Consider the following 15,195-nt stretch of genomic DNA (forward strand, 5'->3'; position numbering starts at 1 on the left):
CTACGGGAGTTGTGCGAGCGTCTTCGCGATGTGCACGGGGAGCATGCGGGCATGCGGACAGGGGGAAGCGTGGAGATCAGGTTCTCGGCTCCACAGGGCGAGGCGGGCGACGAAGAGTTGCGGTCGCTGCGGGACTGGCTGGAGGAGGACGACCAGCTGCGGTCCGCGGGGGTGCGCATTGAAGGCGCGTACCAGGAGCGGCCCGGTGCGATGGGCGACGTTCTCGAATGGTTCGGCGTCGCCTGCGGCGCGGCGTCCCTGGCGATCGAGGTGACGCACAGCGTCCGCGGATGGTGGCGCAGCCGCGGGCATGAGGACGAGGACGAGCTCACGTTCGTCGTGCGGGGCGGGGACATCGAGCGGATCGGCGGGCTGTTGCGCGACATCGGCCTGCGTGAGGGCGGGCGTGCGGACGAGCGTGACGACGGAGACCCACGATGACGGAGGTCGTGCCCGGCGAGGGCGGCGGCCCGCATCGCGTCGACCCGAAGAAGTCCGCGTGTCTGCTGATCGGCGTCAACGACTACCGGCACGAGACGATGGAGCGCCTCGACAGCGTCGAGCGCAACCTGGAGCAGCTGAAGGCGGTGCTGCTCGACCCGGACATCGGCGGTTTCACGGACGACCGGGTGCGGGTGCTCGGCAATCCGGTCGCGGCGCGCCAGGTGACCGCTGCCATCGAGGCCGCCGGAAAGCTCGCCGCCGAGGACACGCTGATCGTCTACTACGCGGGCCACGGCATGCGCGACGGCGAGGACAACCGGCTGTTCCTGACGCTGCCCGACACGGAGCGGGGGCAGCCGGAGACCTGCGTCGACACCAAGTACGTACGCAAGGCCATCAGCCGCTCGCCCGCTCCCAGGACCGTGCTCATCCTGGACTGCTGCTACAGCGCCCAGTGGACGCGCGACGGCTCGATGTCCGGGGGAGAGAGCGGAGGCGAGGTCGCCGCGCGTTCCGTCCGCGACCTCAAGGGCCTCTATCTGATGGCCTCGTCGCCGCACAACCGCGCCTCGCACGCCCCCGACCCGGCACACTGCTCCGTGTTCACCGGCGCGCTGGTGCAGGTGCTCCAGCAGGGCGACTCCGAGGCGGGCGAGTCGATCCGCCTGAAGGACGTCTTCGACCGGGTGCGTACGCGGGTCGAGGAGTGGGTGGCCCGCCAGGAGCGGAGCGACGCGTCGGCCCCGCTGTCCATGGACGAGAACGGGCTCGGCGAGTACGCCTTCGTACGCAACGCCGCCCGCAGGCCCGCCCCCGACCCGCCCGCCGCCCCGTCGCCGCCACCGAACCGGGGGCGCACGCACCCTGGCCATCGGCATCGCGGTCGGCCTCGCGCTCGGGCTCACCGCCGGATTCGGCGGCCCGTACGTCGAGCACAAGCTGGACAGGCCCGCCCACAAAGAGGCACGCGGAGCGTGCTCACCCCGCGCGGCCCTGCTCGACCACTCGGACGAACTGGACAAGGACGAGGTCGACAACGAGCCTGTGGCGGGTCTCTCCGGTCTCGCTCACGCGCCCGACGACCCGGAGCTGGTCTACGCGGTGGCCGACAACGACGCCACGCGGATCTTCCCGATCGGGCTCCGCTCGCCCGGTGACCTGGCGCCGCGGGCCCAGCGGGCGCGCACCCTGCGCACGGCCGGGGGCGCCTCGCTCGGCGACTGGTTCGACGCCGAGGCCATCGCCGTGGAGAAGGGCGGGCGGACGGCGCTCGTCGCCGGTGAGACCGGCCCCTCCATCCGCCGCTTCGACCTGCGCACGGGCCGCCAGAAGGGTGACCCGCTGCCGCTGCCCAAGACGTTCGAGATCTACCCGAAGGGCGCCGCGACGGCCGGCCGCACCATCGAGTCCATGACCCTGTCGCCGGGCGACAGGTACCTGTTCGTCGCGCTGGAGACGCCGCTCGCCGCCGACGGCGACGAACGAGGCCGCAGCCTCCTGCGCATCCAGCGCTACGAGCGGCACGCCGACGGCGGCTTCGAACCGGATGTCCAGTACGCCTACCGGGGCGACGAGGGGCTCGGCCTCGCGGACCTCGTCGCCGTGTCCGAGACCCGGCTGCTCGCCCTGGAACGGCAGTACGTGGGCGGCCTCGGGAACGCGATCCACGTCAAGGACCTCTCGCTTGCCGACGCCCAGGACGTGACCGACACGAAGCAGCTGTACGGGGCGCCCGCCGACGTCTACGTCACGAGCCGGCCCCTCTTCGACCTGGCCCGCTGCCCCGCGGGCAGCCCCGGCGAGGTGAACGCCGACGGGAACACCCAGTCGAACCCGCTCCTGGACAACGCCGAGGGCATGACCCTCGGCGACACCATCACCACCGGCCGGTACAAGGGCCGCAGGCATCTGCTCCTCGTCTCGGACGACAACCGCAACAAGGAGCAGACCACCCGCCTCTACTCGTTCGCCGTCAAGCTGTGACCGGCCCCAACTGCTCGAAGGCGAAGGAGAATTCGGTCCGCTCGGGCGTCAGCCGGTACTGCGGGAGTACGCCGGGTCCGCACGACTGCGAGCCGATGCCCTGCTGCGCGTGGTCGAGGTGCACCCACAGCGTGTCGCCGGGCGTCAGGTCCGTACGGTGCGTGGCCGCGTCGAGCTGCTGTGTCGTCCAGCGGCGGGCCGTGAGGGTGTAGGCGGGCTCGCCCTCGATCCGCAGGCCACCGAGCTCCGCCCAGCGGACGCCGACCCGCGCCCCGTTCTCCTGGGGCCGCACGTACGGGGTGTGCAGGGCGTCCACGTCCGACTCCCAGCGGCCGAGCCGCGCCGCCTCTCGCGTGTCCGGGTACGCCTCGCCGGGTCCGCCGCCGAACCAGCGCACACCCAACTCCCCTACGGGGAGCCCGAGTCGGACGCCGAGCCGGGGCAGCGGGATCCGCCAGTCGCCCTCCGGGGCGACGGACACGGTCAGCCGCAGCCGCCGCTCGTCGGCCGTCCAGCGGTAGCTCGCGCGCAGCCCGATGTCACGGCTGGCGGGGCCGACCCGCGTACGGACCGTCAGCGCGTTCCCGTCCAACTCCACGCCGTCCACGCGGTGTCGCATGCGGTGCAGGCCGAGCTTCCGCCACAGCAGGCCGAGCCGCTCGTCGTTCTGCCAGCTCGCACCGTCGTCGTTGTCCGTGGGGGCGCGCCACACGTCGAGGCGGGGAGCGGAGGTGAGGGTCACGTCGCCGATGGCGCGCAGGGCCCCGGTGTGCGCGTCGAAGGTGGCCGGGCCGAGCGTGAGGAGGCCGCCGGTGGCGTTCACGCGCCCACCAACTGCCGTGGCCATGAACGACTTTCGTGGCGGCGGAGCGCTCTGGCCCCACGCCACCTCGTGTCCGTCGTCGTCCAGGGCCCGGATCGTCCAGTAACCGTCACTGGCCGCGGGCGCCGACAGTTTCACGTCCGCGGACTCGCCGGGGAGGAGCGGCGGCACGGTGAGCGTGCCGCGCTCCACGGCCTCGCCCTCCACCTCGTACGCCCAGTCGAAGGCCAGGTGGGACAGGTCGCGGAAGTCGTAGCGATTGGTGATGCGCACCGCTCCGGCCGCCCCGTCGACGGTGATGTGTACGGGCTCGATCACCTTCTTGAACTCGATGAGCCCCGGCGACGGCGTCCGGTCAGGGAACAGCAGCCCGTCGCAGACGAAGTTCCCGTCGTGCAGCTCCTCGCCGAAGTCGCCGCCGTACGCGTACCCGTGGCGCTCGTCGGCGACGCCGTGGTCGATCCACTCCCAGACGAACGCGCCCTGGAGCCGGTCGTACTTCTCGAACAGCCGCTGGTAGTCGGCGAGTCCACCGGGGCCGTTGCCCATGGCGTGCGCGTACTCGCACTGGATGAAGGGCAGGCGGCGCCGACGCTCCGGGCCGCCGTCGAGTCCCTGGCCGATCCGTTCGACCTCGGCGTGATCGGCGTACATGCGTGAATAGACGTCGGTGTCACGGCAGTTGATGTCGCCCTCGTAGTGCACGAGGCGCTCGGGGTCGCGCGCGCGGATCCACTCGGCCATGGCGGTGAGACCGCGCCCCGTGCCCGCCTCGTTGCCGAGGGACCACAGCACGACGGACGGATGGTTCTTGTCGCGCTCGACCATGCGGGCGGCCCGGTCGAGCAGCGCCGGGGTCCAGCGTTCGTCGTCGACCGGGTTGTCGCGCCAGCCCTGCTCGACGAAGCCGTGGGTCTCCAGGTCGCACTCGTCGATGACCCACAGCCCGTACTCGTCGCACAGGGAGAGGAAGGCCGGGTGCGGCGGGTAGTGGGAGGTGCGGACGGCGTTGATGTTGTGGGACTTCATCAACTCGACGTCCTGGCGCATGGTGTCGAGGTCGAGCGCGCGGCCGTGCTCCGGGTGCCACTCGTGCCGGTTGACGCCCTTGAAGAGGATCGGCGTGCCGTTGACCTTGATCAGGCCGTCGGACAGCTCCACGGTACGGAAACCGATCCGCAGCGGCACCCGCTCACCGGCCGTCACCAGCTCACCGTCGTACAGGCGCGGCGTCTCGGCCGTCCACGGCTCGACGGCGACGGTCACCGGCTCCCCGGTCGCGACGTCAACTCCCAGCTCGGGCATGGTGATCCGCCCCGCGACATCACTGTCGACGCGGAGCGTGCCGAGGCCGGTGGTGTGCTCGTACGAGGCGTGCGTGAAGAAGTCCCGGACGCTGCCGGCGGGGCGGTGCAGGAGGGTCACGTCGCGGAAGATGCCGGGCAGCCACCACTGGTCCTGGTCCTCCAGGTAGGAGCCCGCCGACCACTGGTGCACGCGGACCGCGAGCACGTTGCCCGTGGGGGCGAGGAGGTGGCCGACCCCGAACTCGTGCGGCAGCCGGCTCCCCTTGAACTCGCCGAGCTCCGTTCCGTTCAGCCACGCCTTCGCGCAGGACTCCACGCCGTCGAAGCGCAGCACGGCGGTGCCGTCGGCGGGCCAGTCGCCGGGCAGATCGAAGACGCGCAGGTGGTCCCCGGTCGGGTTCTCGTCGGGAACGCGCGGCGGGTCGACGGGGAAGGGGTAGAGGACGTTCGTATAGGCCGGTGCACCGTGAGCCCCGTCCCCCTGAAGCACCCAGTGCCCGGGCACGGCCACCTGCCCCCAGCCCTCGGCGTCGTATCCGGGCGCGGCGAAGGATTCGTCGTGCGTGTCGGCACGCGCCGACAGTCGGAACTCCCAAGTCCCGCCGAGCGGAAGCGACTTGGCGGACGAGTCGGGGTACCAGGCGCGGGGCGGGAGTGCGCCGTGGCCGGGGGAGGGGTCGGTTACGTAGGCGATGGACGTGGATGTGGGCATGGAGCTCCTTACGTCGAGATCGGCAAATCAAGCCCCGCCGGCGTTTGAGGCGCGGGGTCCGGGGCGGAGCCCCGTGGCGTCAACCCCGTTGCGGCCCAAGAAACCCTCCAGCGCAAACGTCGCCGCACCCAAACTCACCGGATCCGTAGGAACAGGTGAAAGAACGATCTCCGCCGCGGCGAACGGCCCGGCGAGCGCATGCCGGGCCACCACCCCCCGAACCTCGCTCACCAGGGGACCGCCCAGCGCAGCGGCGACCCAGCTGCTGAGCACGACGACCTCCGGGTTGAGCAGATTGACGAGATCGGCGATCGCCGCGCCGAGATACCGCGCGGTCTCCCGCACCACATCGAGCGCCTGCGCCGACCCCTCGGCAGCCGCACGCCCGATCGCCTCGATCGTGGCCGTCTGGTCGTCCGCGTGGAGAAGCGGCGAACCGGGGTGCAGCTCCCGCAGGCTGCGCATGATGCCCGGCGCCCCCACGTACGCCTCCACACACCCCCGGTCACCGCAGTGGCACGGCCGCCCGTCGAGCACGAGCGTGGTGTGCCCCCACTCGCCCGCGCTGTTGGTGACACCCCGATGCAGCGTGCCGCCGAGGGCGAGCCCCGCACCGACACCCGTGCCGAGGTTGACGACGACCGCGTCGTCCCGCCCGCGCGCCGCCCCGAACCACAGCTCGGCGACGGTGGACGCCCGTAGCGGATTGTCCAGGTAGAGAGGTACGTCGAGGTGCTGGGCCAGGAGTTCACGCAGCGGCACCGCACCGTGCCAGCCCCAGTTCGGGGCGTACACGCTGATGCCGCCCTGCCGGTCGACGAGCCCCGGCATGCAGACTCCGGCGCCGAGCACGGTGCCGCCGGTGTCGGAGTCGAGAAGGGCCCGGACCGCGTCCGCGATCACCGTGACCACGTGCCCGGGATCGTGCGCGCCGGGCCGCAGTCGGCGGTCGGCGCGGGCGACGACGTGCAGGTTCAGGTCGAAGAGCTCGGCGTGCACATACGTCTCCGCGACGTCCACGCCGACGAGCGAACCGCGGTCCGCGTCGACGGAGACGAGGCCGCGCGGCCGCCCGCCCGCCGATTCCACGAAGCCGCCCGCGACCAGGATCCCCAGGTCGAGCAGCTCCCCGACGAGCGTGGCGACGGTCGCCGAGCTGAGGCCCGTCTCTGCGGCCAACTCCTGCCGGGAGACGGCGGGCCGGTCGAGGCAGCGGCGCAGCACCTCGTACCGGTTCGCCGTCCGTATGTCGCGGGACGTGCGCTTCATGCCGTCAGGCTAGGAGCGCCTGACGGACTTCGACAAGGGGTTGGAGAAAGGGCTTTCCGAAGTCACCCACACACCCCCTCACGCGCCGCGGGGCAGCAGCCCCCGTACGAACGCATTGCTGAACTTCCCTTCCGGGTCAAGGCGTTCGGCCAGCGCCACGAAGTCCGCCGCACGCGGATACCGGGCGGCGACGCGCGCCGGGTCCGCCGTGAAGACCTTCCCCCAGTGCGGCCGCGGCCCGAACTCCCGCAGCCGGTCCTCCACCAGCGAGACGACCGGAAGCACCCGCTCCGCGTCCCCCACCCACGTGAAGTGGAACGCGACCGTGTCCCGGCCGTACGCCGGACTCAGCCACTGCGCGTCCGCCGCGACCGTGCGCACCTCGCAGACCTGGACCACCGGGGCGATCCGCGTCCGCACCGCGTCGAGGGCGTGCAGCGCGGCCACGGTGTGCTCGCGCGGCAGCAGGTACTCCGACTGCAACTCGTCGCCGCTGCTGGGCGTGAACTCGGCCCGGAAGTGCGGCAGTCGCTCGTGCCACGGCCCCGGCACCCCGAACTGCTCGGTGCAGTGCACGGCGGACATCCCCGGCACCGGGTGCCGTGCCTCGACGGCGGTCTCGGCCCACGGGAAGTGCAGCGCGTCCGGCATCCGCCGCTTCACCCACACCTGGTCGAAGCGCGGCCCGCCCCAGTCGGTGAACAGGCTCACGCTGTACGCCGCCGACGACACGGCGTCGAAGTCCAGCCCCTGGAAAGGGAGTTCACGGAACACGTGCTGCGCGACATCGAACGACGGCTCCACGTCCAGCGTCAACGACAGCACCACACCCAGCGCGCCCAGCGAGACGACCGCCCCCTCGAAACCGGCCTCCCCGCGTGCGAGCGTGACCAGCTCCCCGTCCCCGGTCAGGATCTCCACGGCCCGCACGGCCTCGGCCAGCGACCGGTTGCCGTTGCCCGAACCGTGCGTGCCGGTGGCCACCGAACCGGCGACGGAGATGTGCGGCAGCGAGGCCATGTTGGGCAGCGCGAGCCCGTGCGTGTGCAGCGCGCCGGCCAGCTCGGCGTAGCGCACACCCCCGCCGACCCGGACGGTGCGCTCCGCGGTGTCGACGTCGATACGGCTCGGCAGCGCGCCCAGCGACACGAGCACCCCGCCGCGCTCCGCGTCCACATCGGCGATCCGGTTGAACGAGTGGCCGCTGCCGAGCACCCGTATGTGCGCGCTCTTGGCGACGGCCGTACGCAACTCGTCGACGGTGCCCGGACGGTGCAGCCCGTCCGCGGCGAAGGTGATGTTGCGGGCCCAGTTGGTGATTGCAGGCACGGGACGCCTTTCTGAGAGTCCGGATTGCCGAGAATTGGACCACGGCGCTTCAAGCCCACCTGGTGAACTGCGGCTGAACACCCGGGAGTAGCGTTCCTGCGCATGACGTACACCGACACCGACGACTCACGCACCCTGCCGCAGACCGAGCGGACCACGCACCGGAGGCTGCGGGAACAGGGCAGTACCGACCGCGCCGATCTGGAAGCGATCCTCGACGCGGGCTTCGTGTGCCATCTCGGGGTCATGGTCGACGGCGCCCCCGTCGTCGTACCGACCGTCTACGGGCGTGACGAGCGGTGGCTGTACGTGCACGGGTCGGTGGCCAGCCGCAGCCTCGCGGCCGACCCGGGCGCGGCGGTGTGCGTCACCGTGACCCACGTCGACGGCCTCGTCCTCGCCCGCTCGGTCTTCGAGCACGGCGTGAACTACCGCAGCGCGATGGTGCACGGTGTGCCGCGCACGATCACCGACGAGGCCGAGAAGCTGGAGGGCCTGCGGCGCCTCACCGAGCACGCGACCCCCGGCCAGTGGACGTACGCGCGGCAGCCGAACCGCAAGGAGCTCGCCGCCACCACGCTCCTCGCGCTCTCCCTCGAAGAGGCCTCCGTGAAGATCCGGTCCGGCGCGCCCGACGACGGTGCGTCGGCCGACGCGGAGCTCGGCCTCTGGGCCGGGACCCTGCCGCTGAACGCCCGCTGGGGCGCTCCCACGGCCGATCCGCTGCTGCCCACCGGCATCACCGCGCCCGCCCACGTCGTGGCCCGAGCGGGGACCCGGCACGGCTGACCGGCGGCCGGGGCGTACCGTGAGGAGTCGAGAAACCGTAGAAGACGCAGATCGTCAGAGGGTCGAGGAGTAACGGGATGCAGAGCCGAACGGCGCTGGTAGAGGACCTGATGGAGCGCTTCCCGCACGTTCCGAAGGAAGCGGTCTTCAAGGAGGACCTGCTGCGCGGCGGTGTCGCCTTCGACGCGTCCGCGCTCAGTGACAACGAGGACGGCGAGGTCAAGCCGAAGTCGTACTTCATCTTCTCCTTCGACCACGGCACGCTCCCCGAGCTGGGCGAGGCCGCGCTGCGCCGCCCGCCCGAGGAGATCGTCCTCACCGGCGGCCCCTACGACCTGCGGCGCACGGTCGTCTCGGTCCGGGTGAACCCGAAGTCCCCGTACCGCGTCGCCGCGAACGAGGACGGCATGCTCGGCCTGTACCTCGACGGCAAGCGGATCTCCGACGTCGGCGTGCCGCCCATGCCGGAGTACTACCGGCACAAGCTCTCCAACGGGAAGTCGGTCATGGAGGTGGCGCCCACGATCCAGTGGGGCTACCTGATCTACCTGACCGCGTTCCGGGTCTGCCAGTACTTCGGCGCCAAGGAGGAGTGCCAGTACTGCGACATCAACCACAACTGGCGCCAGCACAAGGCGGCCGGCCGCCCGTACACGGGCGTGAAGGACGTCGACGAGGTCCTTGAGGCCCTGGAGATCATCGACAAGTACGACACCGCGAAGGCGTCCAAGGCGTACACGCTCACCGGCGGCGCGATCACGACGAAGGTCCAGGGTCTGGACGAGGCGGACTTCTACGGCCGGTACGCCAAGGCCATCGAGGAGTACTTCCCGGACCGCTGGATCGGCAAGGTCGTCGCCCAGGCGCTGCCCAAGGACGATGTGCAGCGCTTCAAGGACTACGGCGTGCAGATCTACCACCCCAACTTCGAGGTGTGGGACGAGTACCTGTTCAAGATGTACTGCCCCGGCAAGGAGCGCTACGTCGGCCGCGACGAGTGGCACAAGCGGATCCTCGAATCGCGTGACGTCTTCGGCGCGCGCAACGTCATCCCGAACTTCGTGGCGGGCGTCGAGATGGCCGAGCCGTTCGGCTTCAAGACCGTCGACGAGGCCATCGCCTCCACCACCGAGGGCCTGCGCTTCTTCATGTCGAACGGCATCACGCCGCGCTTCACCACGTGGTGCCCCGAGCCGACGACGCCGCTCGGCAAGGAGAACCCGAACGGCGCGCCGCTGGAGTACCACATCCGGCTGCTCGACGCCTACCGCTCGACCATGGACGAGTACGGCCTCTCCTCGCCTCCCGGATACGGTCCGGCGGGCGCGGGCCGGGCCGTGTTCTCGGTCAGCTCGTTCATGGACAGCCTCGCGCCCAACCAAGAGGCCATGGAGTTCTGAGTTACGCGTTCTGAGCTACGTGTTCTGAGCTACGCGTTCTGAGTTACGCGGCTGCCTGCTCGCCGGATGCATCCCCACCGGCGGCGGGCAGTGCGCCCGGCGCGTCGATCAGGCGGCCGAGCAGGTCGGGACGGTCGGCGGCGGAGACATCCGCCAGCAGCGCGGCCAGGACGGCGATCCGGGTCTGGCCCGCGCGCAGCGTGCCGCTGAGCACGGCGCCCGCGGCGACCAGGTCCACGGCGCCGCCGCCCGTGTAGATCTCGGCGAGCGGGCCCGCGGATACGCGCGTAGAAACGGCGACGAGGACTCCGCGGCGTACGGCGGAGGACACCGCGTCGGCCAGCTCCGGCGTCGCGTTCCCCGCGCCCGTGGCCACCAGGACGATGCCGCGCGCGCCCGCGGCGACGGCCGCGTCGAAGAGTGTGGCGTCGGCGTCGCTGTGGTGCATGACGATGTCGACGCGCGGTATCGCCGTGCCGGCCGGCGGCGCGGGCAGCGGGGCCGGGCGGCTCGGCTTGTGGCGCAGGTCGACGCGGCCGAAGCCGAGCCGGCCGAGCGGGCCCGCGGACGGGTCGGCGAAGGCGTCGGCCGCGAGAGTCTGCGTCTTCACGGTGCCGCGGGCCGCGTGCACCTTTCCGTCGAAGGCGATGAGCACGCCCAAGTCCGTCGCGTTCGCGGCGAGTTGGAGCGCGTCGTACATGTTCCCCGGGCCGTCGCCCTCGGCCTGGCCGAGCGGCTTCTGGGCGCCGGTGAAGACGACCGGGCGCGGGTCGTCGTGGTGCAGGTCGAGCAGGAACGCGGACTCCTCCAGGGTGTCCGTGCCGTGCGTGATCACGATGCCGTCGACGGCCGGGTCGGCGAACACCTCGCGCACCGTGCGCAGCAGCGTCAGCTGAAGCTCCGTCGTCATCCGCGAGCTGTTCACGTTGAACAGGTCGACGACGTTCACCTCGACACCCTCAGGCAGCGCGGCCGACGCCAGCACCGTGTCCCCGCCGGCGTCGGCGGCGTAGCCGGTGCCCTGCCAGCGGCTGGCGATGGTGCCTCCGGTGCTGATGAGGGTGATGCGTGCCATGAGACCTGCCTGCCTGTGGGAGCGTATGTTCGATCTCCAGCAAGGATAAATCGCGATCTGCGCAATCGGATTGCGAATCCTGGCCGATGATCGGCGAAAGCGTGGTGCATGATTGCGCCATGGACCGGATCGACCTGCATATCTTGCGCGAGCTCCAGGAGGACGGCCGCCTGAGCAATCAGGACCTGGCCGCGCGCGTGGGCCTCAGCCCCTCCCCGTGCATGCGCCGCGTGCGGCAGCTGGAGAAGGACGGCGTCATCCAGGGGTACCGCGCGATCGTCGACCCGGACGCCGTCGGCCGCGGCTTCGAGGTCCTCGTCTCCATCGAGGTACGCCGCGACCGCGCCTCCGTCGAGGCCTTCGAGCACGCGCTCCAGGACATCCCCGACGTCATCGAGGCCTACCGCCTCTTCGGCAGCCCCGGCTGCCTGCTGCGCATCGCGGTCGCCGACCTCGCCGCGTACGAACGCCTGTGGATCGAGGAGCTCACCGCGCTCGACGGGGTCACCGAGGTGAACTCGCAGATCATCATGAAGCGCATCAAGGAGCCGAAGGGGCTGCCGGTCTAGCGGATCCAGGACGGCCGACAGCCCCTACGGGCCCGGTCCTACTGCTCCCGCAGGCCCAGCACCAGCTCGCGCGGCAGCCCGTGGGTGTCGTGCAGATAGTGCAGGTCGTCCTCGTCCAGCGGGCCCGAGAACCGCGGCCGCGACAGGACCTTCCTGCCGCGCTCCAGGAGCCGGTCGAAGCTCAGCTCCTCGTCGAGCAGCACCTGGCGGACGTGACTCGGGTCGACGTCCTGCCGGAAGTGATCCAGGGTGTGCCGGATCAGCTCGACCGGCAGGTCCCCGAGCGTGCGGGTGGGGTCCTCGCGGCGCAGCACGGTCAGCACCCGCCGGAGCAGCCGCCGCAGCACGTACCCGCGCCCGGTGTTCGAAGGCCGCACCCCGTCGCCGACGACCACGACGGACGAACGCAGATGGTCGCCGACCACCCGGAACGACGGCTCGTCCAGCGGCCACAGACCCGGCAGCAGCCGCCGCCACGGATCGAAGACGTCGCAGTCGAACACGGACGTCCGGCCCTGCAGCAGCGAGGACAGCCGCTCCACGCCGAGCCCGGTGTCGACGTTGCGCTGGGGGAGCGGCACCAACGAGCCGTCGTCGAGGCACCGGTAACGCATCGTCACGTGGTTCCACACCTCCACCCACCGCTCGTCCGTGGTCGGCGTCGACCGCGGCGGGGTGTCACCGGTCCACAGGAAGATCTCCGAGTCGGGACCGCACGGACCGGTGGGTCCGTTGTCCCACCAGTTGTCCTCGACGGTCTCCTCGACCGGCACCCCGAGCCGCTCCCACACCTCCCGCGAACCGGTGTCGGGTCCTGTCCGTTCGTCGCCGCCGAACACGGTCACGTACAGCATCCGCGGATCGATGCCGAAGCCCTCGGTGAGCAGCTCGTACCCCCACTCCAGGCTCCGTGGCCCCTCGTAGTCGCCGAGTGACCAGGTGCCGAGCATCTGGAAGACCGTCAGATGCGTGGGGTCGCCGACCTCCTCCAGGTCCGTGGTCCGCAGACACCGCTGAACGTTGACGAGCCGCCGGCCCAGCGGATGGGGGCGGCCCTCCAGATACGGGATGAGCGGGTGCATCCCGGAAGTGGTGAACAGGACGGGGTCGCCGGGCGGCGGCAGCAGTGACGAGCCGGTGATGCGGCGGTGGCCCCGGTCCTCGTAGAACTCGGTGAACGTGCGGATGACGTCGTCGGTGCGCATGGGGTGACTCCTTCGCGTGATGCGGGCGGGAGGCACCGGAAGCGGCCGGACGGAGCTTCAAGAGTCCAGGTGGGACAACCAAAAAACCGGCGGCCGTTTCCGGTCGCCGGTGGAGAGGTGAGTACGTCAGGCGGCGGCAACCGGCGAGCTGGTCGCTCGCGCGGTCGCGGTGGTGAAACTACGGCCCATGACGTTCATGGGGCCGAGGATAACGCGGGCCGCCGTGCCGGTGCCAGGCATTTTCGTGGGCCCCGGTCAGTAGCGCCGGACCGCGCCCCGCGCCACCGAGGACAGCAGGGAACCGATGGCGATGCCGATGACGAGATACACCCCGGCGGTGCCCAGCTTCGCCTGCCACGTCAGGTCCGCGGTGAACGGCAGGAGCACCATGACCGCGGTCGCGAGGCCGATGATCCAGGTGAAGAACCGCTCGGGCCGCGGGGTCGCCACGATCAGCAGGTGGAGGAGGACGGTCGCGGCGATCGCCGCCACCGCGGCGCCGCCCGCGAGCGCCCCGGTCGTCGCGTTGCCCATCAGGCCCGCGCCCTCCGGAGCGAACACCGGGACGCCGAGCACGCCCCGTACGAGGAGGAGCGCGACCACCGCCGTGAGGGCGGCGATCACGGCGGTCATCAGCCCGCCCGCCCACAGCTTTCCGGCGTCGAGGCGGGGCTGTGGCTCGGGCGCGGGCGCGTAGCCGGGTTCGGGCGGGCCGTAGGACTGGCCATAGGACTGGCCGTAGGACTGCTGGCCGTAGGGCGAGTTCTGTGGTTCCACGATGAGGCTTTCCGATCGGGTTGCCGGGAGCGGCCTGCCTGGCCCGTTGCTGTCGGTGCAGTATCACCCGCCCCTTCTGCCCCCGCATTTCACGGCCGAGGACGCCGTCACCCGTCTGGCGCCGTCCGTCTCGCCCGTCCGCGGCGCAGCGGTTCCCCTGGCAACAGCGCGCCGCAGGCGTGCCGAGAGGGAGGCAATGGTGGCGGAGGACATGGCGCCCATGGGGCCGGCCGAGCAGACCGAACTCGCGCGGCTGCGGGGCCGGGTGGCCGAGCTGGAGGCCGAGCGCGGGGGACGGCGCCACCGGGGGCGGTCGTTCCTCGCCGTCGTCCTCATCGTGATCGGCTGCATCCTCGCGCCGCTCGGCCTCGTCGCGTCCTGGGCGGCCGACACGGTCGGCGACACCGACCGCTATGTCGGGACCGTCGCCCCGCTCGCGTCGGACCCCGACATCCAGAACGCCGTCGCGACCCGGGCCACGAACGAGATCATGAGCCGGATCGACCTGAAGTCCCTGCTGTCCGAAGTGCCCACCGACGACCGGCCGCTCGTCGAGAAGTCCCTGGGCAAGCTGGGTGACTCCCTGGAGGGCGCGGTCCGCAGCTTCGTCCACGACAAGGCGCAGGGGGTCGTCTCCTCCGACGCCTTCGAGAACATCTGGGAGCAGACCAACCGCAAGGCCCACAGCTCCCTGAAGAAGGCGCTGACCGGCAGCGGCGACGGTTCGGTCAAAGTCGAGGGCGACACCGTCACCCTCGACATCGGGCCGCTCGTCGATCAGGTCAAGCAGCGGCTCGTCGACTCGGGCCTCACCGTCGCCGAACGGATCCCCGAGGTCCACACCGACTTCACGCTCGTCACGAACGACAACATCGGCAAGGTCAAGACGTATCTGCGGCTGCTTCAGGTGATGGGCAACTGGCTGCCGGTCCTCGCCCTCGTCCTCGTCGCCGCGGGCGTGCTGCTCTCCGTACGGCGCCGGAGGTCGCTCGTGGCCACCGCGCTCGCGGTCGCCGTGAGCTGCGGTCTCCTCGGCATCGGGCTTCGCGTCTTCCGCGTGATCTACCTCGACCGGCTGCCCGCAGGCGTCTCGCAGGACGCGGCCGCCGCGGTCTACGACACCATGACGCACTCCATGTTCACCATGGTCCGGATGGTGGTCGCGCTCGGCGTCGTCGTCGCGCTCGGCGCGTGGCTCACCGGGCGCGGCAGGCGGGCGGGCCTGGTGCGCGGACTGTGGATCTCCGGCATCGACGCGGCGCGGCTCACCGCGGACCGGGCCGGGTTCCGTACGGGGCCCGTGGGCCCGTTCGTGCGGAGGTACCGGACGTGGATCGTCTGGATCCTGATCGCGGGCGCGCTCCTCGTCTACCTGCTGTGGTCGTACCCGACCGGTTGGGTGGTCGTCGGAATCGTCCTGTGTCTGCTGTTCCTGCTGGCGGTGGTGGAGTTCCTGGGGGCGGAGAGCACCCCGCCCGACCCGCCCACGCCGGCCACCGTCTGAGGCGGGAAC

13 protein-coding genes are annotated in these 15,195 nt (G+C 71.2%); 7 read left to right on the forward strand and 6 right to left on the reverse strand.

Annotated elements, in window-relative coordinates:
* Positions 1-51 precede the first annotated feature (51 nt).
* The 3 genes from ACFYWS_RS14670 to ACFYWS_RS14680 are packed head-to-tail and all read left to right on the forward strand — an operon-like array spanning position 52 to position 2,427.
* Positions 52-441 (forward strand): hypothetical protein, encoded by a 390-nt coding sequence (locus ACFYWS_RS14670; protein WP_389274939.1) that lies wholly within the window; start codon positions 52-54, stop codon positions 439-441.
* Entirely contained in the window at positions 438-1,601 is a 1,164-nt protein-coding gene (locus ACFYWS_RS14675; protein WP_389274941.1) for a caspase domain-containing protein, read from the forward strand. Before ACFYWS_RS14670 ends, ACFYWS_RS14675 begins: the two co-directional genes overlap by 4 nt.
* Positions 1,546-2,427, forward strand: a complete 882-nt coding sequence (locus tag ACFYWS_RS14680; RefSeq protein WP_389274944.1) for an esterase-like activity of phytase family protein — start codon at positions 1,546-1,548, stop codon at positions 2,425-2,427. The genes ACFYWS_RS14675 and ACFYWS_RS14680 overlap by 56 nt, the downstream gene beginning before the upstream one ends.
* On the opposite strand, the gene ACFYWS_RS14685 is transcribed toward ACFYWS_RS14680, so the two are convergent.
* The 3 genes from ACFYWS_RS14685 to ACFYWS_RS14695 form a co-directional block, all read right to left on the reverse strand.
* Positions 2,417-5,269: a glycoside hydrolase family 2 TIM barrel-domain containing protein gene (locus tag ACFYWS_RS14685; RefSeq protein ID WP_389274947.1), complete on the reverse strand. Its 2,853-nt coding sequence runs from the start codon at positions 5,267-5,269 to the stop codon at positions 2,417-2,419. The two genes, ACFYWS_RS14680 and ACFYWS_RS14685, sit on opposite strands and share 11 nt — an antisense overlap.
* A 27-nt stretch (positions 5,270-5,296) precedes the next feature.
* Positions 5,297-6,538 (reverse strand): ROK family protein, encoded by a 1,242-nt coding sequence (locus ACFYWS_RS14690; RefSeq protein ID WP_389274951.1) that lies wholly within the window; start codon positions 6,536-6,538, stop codon positions 5,297-5,299.
* Between the two features lie 78 nt (positions 6,539-6,616).
* Complete coding sequence (locus ACFYWS_RS14695; protein WP_389274954.1) at positions 6,617-7,867, reverse strand: FAD-binding protein; 1,251 nt, start codon at positions 7,865-7,867, stop codon at positions 6,617-6,619.
* A 102-nt stretch (positions 7,868-7,969) separates the two neighbouring features.
* Between ACFYWS_RS14695 and ACFYWS_RS14700 the strand changes: the two genes are divergently transcribed.
* Together ACFYWS_RS14700 and ACFYWS_RS14705 are read left to right on the forward strand one after the other, a co-directional pair.
* Positions 7,970-8,656 carry a pyridoxamine 5'-phosphate oxidase family protein gene (locus ACFYWS_RS14700; RefSeq protein ID WP_389274957.1) on the forward strand — a complete coding sequence of 229 codons (687 nt, stop codon included), beginning with the start codon at positions 7,970-7,972 and terminating at the stop codon, positions 8,654-8,656.
* A 77-nt stretch (positions 8,657-8,733) separates the two neighbouring features.
* Positions 8,734-10,056, forward strand: a complete 1,323-nt coding sequence (locus ACFYWS_RS14705) for a radical SAM protein (protein ID WP_389274959.1) — start codon at positions 8,734-8,736, stop codon at positions 10,054-10,056.
* 43 nt (positions 10,057-10,099) lie between these two features.
* On the opposite strand, the gene ACFYWS_RS14710 is transcribed toward ACFYWS_RS14705, so the two are convergent.
* Positions 10,100-11,131: an asparaginase gene (locus tag ACFYWS_RS14710; protein WP_389274962.1), complete on the reverse strand. Its 1,032-nt coding sequence runs from the start codon at positions 11,129-11,131 to the stop codon at positions 10,100-10,102.
* Between the two features lie 119 nt (positions 11,132-11,250).
* Here ACFYWS_RS14710 and ACFYWS_RS14715 point away from each other — a divergent pair, with 119 nt between their 5' ends.
* Entirely contained in the window at positions 11,251-11,700 is a 450-nt protein-coding gene (locus tag ACFYWS_RS14715) for an Lrp/AsnC family transcriptional regulator (protein ID WP_327656838.1), read from the forward strand.
* Positions 11,701-11,738: 38 nt separating this feature from the next.
* Here ACFYWS_RS14715 and ACFYWS_RS14720 read toward each other — a convergent pair whose 3' ends face one another.
* Together ACFYWS_RS14720 and ACFYWS_RS14725 are read right to left on the reverse strand one after the other, a co-directional pair.
* On the reverse strand, positions 11,739-12,905 hold the full coding sequence (locus tag ACFYWS_RS14720; RefSeq protein WP_389274966.1) for an alanine--tRNA ligase-related protein: 1,167 nt from the start codon (positions 12,903-12,905) through the stop codon (positions 11,739-11,741).
* 255 nt (positions 12,906-13,160) lie between these two features.
* A complete protein-coding gene (locus tag ACFYWS_RS14725; protein WP_389274969.1) occupies positions 13,161-13,682 on the reverse strand; it encodes a DUF6069 family protein in 522 nt (173 codons plus the stop codon).
* Positions 13,683-13,893: 211 nt separating this feature from the next.
* On the opposite strand from ACFYWS_RS14725, the gene ACFYWS_RS14730 reads away from it, so the two are divergent.
* Entirely contained in the window at positions 13,894-15,186 is a 1,293-nt protein-coding gene (locus ACFYWS_RS14730; RefSeq protein WP_389274972.1) for a hypothetical protein, read from the forward strand.
* Positions 15,187-15,195 lie beyond the last annotated feature (9 nt).

Source organism: Streptomyces sp. NPDC002795 (assembly GCF_042888725.1).
GTDB lineage: Bacteria > Actinomycetota > Actinomycetes > Streptomycetales > Streptomycetaceae > Streptomyces.

Excerpts from the sequence above, each read along its gene's own strand:
- ACFYWS_RS14730 (WP_389274972.1), top strand. The coding sequence starts at position 13,894 with ATGGCGCCCATGGGGCCGGCCGAGCAGACCGAACTCGCGCGGCTGCGG.
- ACFYWS_RS14685 (WP_389274947.1), bottom strand. The coding sequence starts at position 5,269 with ATGCCCACATCCACGTCCATCGCCTACGTAACCGACCCCTCCCCCGGC.
- ACFYWS_RS14705 (WP_389274959.1), top strand. The coding sequence starts at position 8,734 with ATGCAGAGCCGAACGGCGCTGGTAGAGGACCTGATGGAGCGCTTCCCG.
- ACFYWS_RS14690 (WP_389274951.1), bottom strand. The coding sequence starts at position 6,538 with ATGAAGCGCACGTCCCGCGACATACGGACGGCGAACCGGTACGAGGTG.
- ACFYWS_RS14710 (WP_389274962.1), bottom strand. The coding sequence starts at position 11,131 with ATGGCACGCATCACCCTCATCAGCACCGGAGGCACCATCGCCAGCCGC.
- ACFYWS_RS14700 (WP_389274957.1), top strand. The coding sequence starts at position 7,970 with ATGACGTACACCGACACCGACGACTCACGCACCCTGCCGCAGACCGAG.
- ACFYWS_RS14675 (WP_389274941.1), top strand. The coding sequence starts at position 438 with ATGACGGAGGTCGTGCCCGGCGAGGGCGGCGGCCCGCATCGCGTCGAC.
- ACFYWS_RS14720 (WP_389274966.1), bottom strand. The coding sequence starts at position 12,905 with ATGCGCACCGACGACGTCATCCGCACGTTCACCGAGTTCTACGAGGAC.
- ACFYWS_RS14715 (WP_327656838.1), top strand. The coding sequence starts at position 11,251 with ATGGACCGGATCGACCTGCATATCTTGCGCGAGCTCCAGGAGGACGGC.
- ACFYWS_RS14670 (WP_389274939.1), top strand. The coding sequence starts at position 52 with ATGCGGACAGGGGGAAGCGTGGAGATCAGGTTCTCGGCTCCACAGGGC.